The organism is Syntrophothermus sp., from assembly GCF_013314835.1.
In the GTDB taxonomy this organism is placed as follows: domain Bacteria; phylum Bacillota; class Syntrophomonadia; order Syntrophomonadales; family Syntrophothermaceae; genus Syntrophothermus; species Syntrophothermus lipocalidus.
Map to the genome: position 1 here is coordinate 1 of NZ_JABUEX010000100.1, position 4,987 is coordinate 4,987.

Consider the following 4,987-nt stretch of genomic DNA (forward strand, 5'->3'; position numbering starts at 1 on the left):
AGGAAAGGTGGAAAGAGGACGGTAAAAGAGCTAAAGGAACAAACGATTACAATGGAGAGTTTGATCCTGGCTCAGGATGAACGCTAGCGGCAGGCTTAATACATGCAAGTCGGACGGCAGCACGGGTAGCAATACCTGGTGGCGAGTGGCGCACGGGTGCGTAACGCGTATGCAACCTACCCTTAACTGAGACATAACCTGGCGAAAGCTGGGCTAATATCTCATGAGGTTATAGAGGGGCATCCTGATATAATCAAAGCAGCGATGTGGTTAAGGATGGGCATGCGTCCCATTAGCTAGTTGGCGAGGTAACGGCTCACCAAGGCGACGATGGGTAGGGGTTCTGAGAGGAAGGTCCCCCACACTGGTACTGAGACACGGACCAGACTCCTACGGGAGGCAGCAGTAAGGAATATTGGGCAATGGTCGGAAGACTGACCCAGCCATGCCGCGTGCAGGAAGAAGGCCCTATGGGTTGTAAACTGCTTTAGCCAGGGGCTAAACCTACCGATGCGTTGGTAGCTGAAGGTACCTGGAGAATAAGCATCGGCTAACTCCGTGCCAGCAGCCGCGGTAATACGGAGGATGCGAGCGTTATCCGGATTTACTGGGTTTAAAGGGTGCGCAGGCGGTTGTTTAAGTCAGGGGTGAAAGCCCTATGCTCAACATAGGGATTGCCTTTGATACTGAACGGCTAGAGTGAAGATGGAGTGGGTGGAATGTGTTGTGTAGCGGTGAAATGCATAGATATAACACAGAACACCGATCGCGAAGGCAGCTCACTAATTTTCAACTGACGCTCATGCACGAAAGCGTGGGGATCAAACAGGATTAGATACCCTGGTAGTCCACGCTGTAAACGATGATCACTAGCTGTTGGTACGCTGAAGTATCAGTGGCTAAGCGAAAGTGATAAGTGATCCACCTGGGGAGTACGACCGCAAGGTTGAAACTCAAAGGAATTGACGGGGGCCCGCACAAGCGGAGGAGCATGTGGTTTAATTCGATGATACGCGAGGAACCTTACCAGGGCTCGAACGCAGGGGGGATATACCTGAAAGGGTATAGCCAGCGATGGTCGCCTGCGAGGTGCTGCATGGTTGTCGTCAGCTCGTGCCGTGAGGTGTCAGGTTAAGTCCTATAACGAGCGCAACCCCTATCCATAGTTGCCAGCGGGTAAAGCCGGGGACTCTATGGGAACTGCCTGCGCAAGCAGAGAGGAAGGAGGGGATGACGTCAAATCAGCACGGCCCTTATGTCCTGGGCTACACACGTGCTACAATGGTCGGTACAGAGGGCAGCGACCACGTGAGTGGGAGCCAATCCTTAAAAGCCGATCTCAGTTCGGATTGGAGTCTGCAACCCGACTCCATGAAGTTGGATTCGCTAGTAATCGCGCATCAGCCATGGCGCGGTGAATACGTTCCCGGGCCTTGTACACACCGCCCGTCAAGCCATGGGAGCTGGGGGTACCTGAAGTTCGTGACCCGCGAGGGAGCGACCTAGGGTAAACTCAGTGACTGGGGCTAAGTCGTAACAAGGTAGCCGTACCGGAAGGTGTGGCTGGAATACCTCCTTTCTGGAGCCGACTCTATACCACTAGAAGGTAGAAGAGCCGCTACGCTAAACCTCTTATAAATATAAACAGGACCAAGAAATAGCGATACAGAGTCCCGTAGCTCAGTTGGTTAGAGCACTACACTGATAATGTAGGGGTCCGCAGTTCAAATCTGCGCGGGACTACGTAAAAGCGAGAGATATCTGCCCGGCGAGGAGAAAAGGGGCGAAAGGATCGTATCCTTGGATATCGCGACTGTAGCAATACAGAGAAGGTTCTTTGACAACGCTGTGAGATAAGATACGAGAAAGAGCGAACTTGAGCGACCTAAAAAAGGATAGAAGAAAGTTACTAAGGGCGCACGGGGGATGCCTAAAGGCTCTCAGAGGCGAGGAAGGACGTGATAAGCTGCGAAAAGCGTCGGGGAGGTGCAAATAACCAAAGATCCGGCGATATCCGAATGGGGGAACCCATCCCGATGAAGTCGGGATATTCTGCGGTGAGCAGAAGGCGAACGCGGGGAACTGAAACATCTAAGTACCCGCAGGAAGAGAAAACAATAGTGATTCCCTGAGTAGTGGCGAGCGAAAGGGGAGTAGCCCAAACCAATAATGTTAAGGCATTATTGGGGTAGAAGGACTGCCAAAAAAGCCTGAAGATTGATATTTGAACACAACTGGAAAGTTGGGCCAGAGAGGGTGATAGCCCCGTAAGAGAAATTGATTGAAGGCGAGGCAGGATCCTGAGTAGCGCGGGACCGGAGGAATCCTGCGTGAAACAGCCGGCACCATCCGGTAAGGCTAAATACTCCTGAGAGACCGATAGCGAAGAAGTACCGTGAGGGAAAGGTGAAAAGAACCCCGGACAGGGGAGTGAAAAAGAACCTGAAACCGTGCGCTTACAAGCGGTCGGAGCCCTGAGCTTGTCGAAGGGTGACGGCGTGCCTTTTGCATAATGAGCCTACGAGTTACGCCTCTCTGGCGAGGTTAACCACAAAAGGAGGTGGGGAGCCGAAGCGAAAGCGAGTCTGAAAAGGGCGATAAGTCAGAGGGGGTAGACGCGAAACTTTGTGATCTACCCATGGCCAGGCTGAAGCCTCGGTAATACGAGGTGGAGGGCCGAACCGGTAAACGTTGAAAAGTTTTCGGATGAGCTGTGGGTAGGGGTGAAAGGCTAATCAAACTGAGAGATAGCTCGTACTCCCCGAAATGTCTTTAGGGACAGCCTGGGGTGATAGTGTCTTAGAGGTAGAGCTACTGATTGGATGCGGGGGTTTCACCGCCTACCAAATCCTGACAAACTCCGAATGCTAAGACATGATACCCTGGAGTGAGGCTATGGGTGCTAAGGTCCATGGCCGAGAGGGCAAGAACCCGGATCACCGGCTAAGGTCCCCAAATGTATGTTAAGTTGGTAAAACGAGGTCTGACTGCATTGACAGCTAGGATGTTGGCTTGGAAGCAGCCATTCATTTAAAGAGTGCGTAACAGCTCACTAGTCGAGCGGTTGGGCGTGGATAATAAGCGGGCATAAAACATACTACCGAAGCTGTGGATTTATACTATAGAGGTATAAGTGGTAGGGGAGCATTCCAGGATTGCGGAAGGATATACGCGAGTATATCTGGAGAGACTGGAAAAGCAAATGTAGGCATAAGTAACGATAATGCAGGTGTAAACCCTGCACACCGGAAGACTAAGGTTTCCTGATCAACGTCAATCGGATCAGGGTTAGTCGGGGCCTAAGGCGTACCCGAAAGGGGGAGCTAATGGACAACAGGTTAATAATCCTGTACTTGCTATAAGTGCGAAGCGGGGACGTTTAACTGAGGCACTTACGAACTGACGGAATAGTTCGTAGAGCATAGCCTACGGGCGAAGCGAAAGTGATAAGGGAGAACCGAGAAAAGCCGTGGAAGCGTCAGCTTATAGCAACCCGTACCGCAAACCGACACAGGTAGTCGAGGAGAGTATCCAAAGGTGCTCGAGTGAATCATGGCTAAGGAACTAGGCAAACTGACCCCGTAACTTCGGGAGAAGGGGTCCCTAAGCAGGCAAGTTTAGGGCGCAGAGAAATGGCCCAGGCGACTGTTTAACAAAAACACATGGCTTTGCGAAATTGAAAGATGAAGTATAAGGCCTGACACCTGCCCGGTGCCGGAAGGTTAAGGGGAGAGGTTAGTGGCGTAAGCTGCGAAGCTTTGAACCGAAGCCCCGGTAAACGGCGGCCGTAACTATAACGGTCCTAAGGTAGCGAAATTCCTTGTCGGGTAAGTTCCGACCTGCACGAATGGTGTAACGATCTGGGCGCTGTCTCAGCCATGAGCTCGGTGAAATTGTAGTAGCGGTGAAGATGCCGCTTACCCGCAACGGGACGGAAAGACCCCGTGAACCTTTACTATAGCTTAACATTGACTTTGGGTAAACGATGTGTAGGATAGGTGGGAGACAGTGAAGTGGTGGCGCCAGCCATCATGGAGTCGACGTTGAAATACCACCCTTTGTTTGCCTGGAGCCTAACTCTGGAAGGAGGACAGTGTTTGGTGGGTAGTTTGACTGGGGTGGTCGCCTCCAAAAGTGTAACGGAGGCTTTCAAAGGTACCCTCAGCACGCTTGGTAACCGTGCGTAGAGTGCAATGGCATAAGGGTGCTTGACTGCGAGACAGACGTGTCGAACAGGGTCGAAAGACGGACATAGTGATCCGGTGGTTCCGCATGGAAGGGCCATCGCTCAAAGGATAAAAGGTACTCCGGGGATAACAGGCTGATCACTCCCAAGAGCTCACATCGACGGAGTGGTTTGGCACCTCGATGTCGGCTCGTCATATCCTGGGGCTGGAGAAGGTCCCAAGGGTTCGGCTGTTCGCCGATTAAAATGGCACGCGAGCTGGGTTCAGAACGTCGTGAGACAGTTCGGTCCCTATCTGTTGTGGGCGTAGGAAGTTTGAGGGGAGCTGACCTTAGTACGAGAGGACCGGGTTGGACAAACCGCTGGTGTACCTGTTGTGGCGCCTAGCTGCATAGCAGGGTAGCCAAGTTTGGAAGGGATAAGTGCTGAAAGCATCTAAGTACGAAACCCGCCCCAAGATGAGACTTCCATAGAGGGCCCTTGAAGACTACGAGGTAGATAGGCTGCAGGTGTAAAGGTGGTAACATCTGAGCCGAGCAGTACTAATAGCCCGAGACTTTACTATCCGAGGTAGAAGCGAGAGTTTGTTCGAAAAGTATCTTATCTCAGGCAGGTTGTCGAGGTTAGCGCAAGCTAGCTGCAAGGCACTATGGCGGTTATAGCGGTGGTGATCACCTCTTCCCATTCCGAACAGAGAAGTTAAGCCCACCAGCGCCGATGATACTCGCCCCAAAAGGGAGGGGAAAGTAGGTCGCCGCCAAGCTCTTATATCAAAGGCTGTCCACTTCGGGCAGCCTTTTT

Annotated in this window: 1 tRNA gene and 3 rRNA genes; all 4 read left to right on the plus strand. The window is 52.2% G+C overall.

The window, feature by feature from the left end:
* Nucleotides 1–48: 48 nt before the first annotated feature.
* The 4 genes from HPY90_RS14775 (at nucleotide 49) to rrf (ending at nucleotide 4,949) form a co-directional block, all read left to right on the plus strand.
* A 16S ribosomal RNA gene (locus tag HPY90_RS14775) occupies nucleotides 49–1,579 on the plus strand.
* A gap of 90 nt (nucleotides 1,580–1,669) precedes the next feature.
* Nucleotides 1,670–1,743 (plus strand) — tRNA-Ile (locus HPY90_RS14780).
* A 156-nt stretch (nucleotides 1,744–1,899) separates the two neighbouring features.
* Nucleotides 1,900–4,751: ribosomal RNA gene (locus tag HPY90_RS14785) — 23S ribosomal RNA — on the plus strand.
* 83 nt (nucleotides 4,752–4,834) lie between these two features.
* Nucleotides 4,835–4,949: ribosomal RNA gene (rrf, locus tag HPY90_RS14790) — 5S ribosomal RNA — on the plus strand.
* Together the 16S, 23S and 5S rRNA genes with 1 tRNA gene alongside form the textbook arrangement of a ribosomal RNA operon.
* Nucleotides 4,950–4,987: the final 38 nt, after the last annotated feature.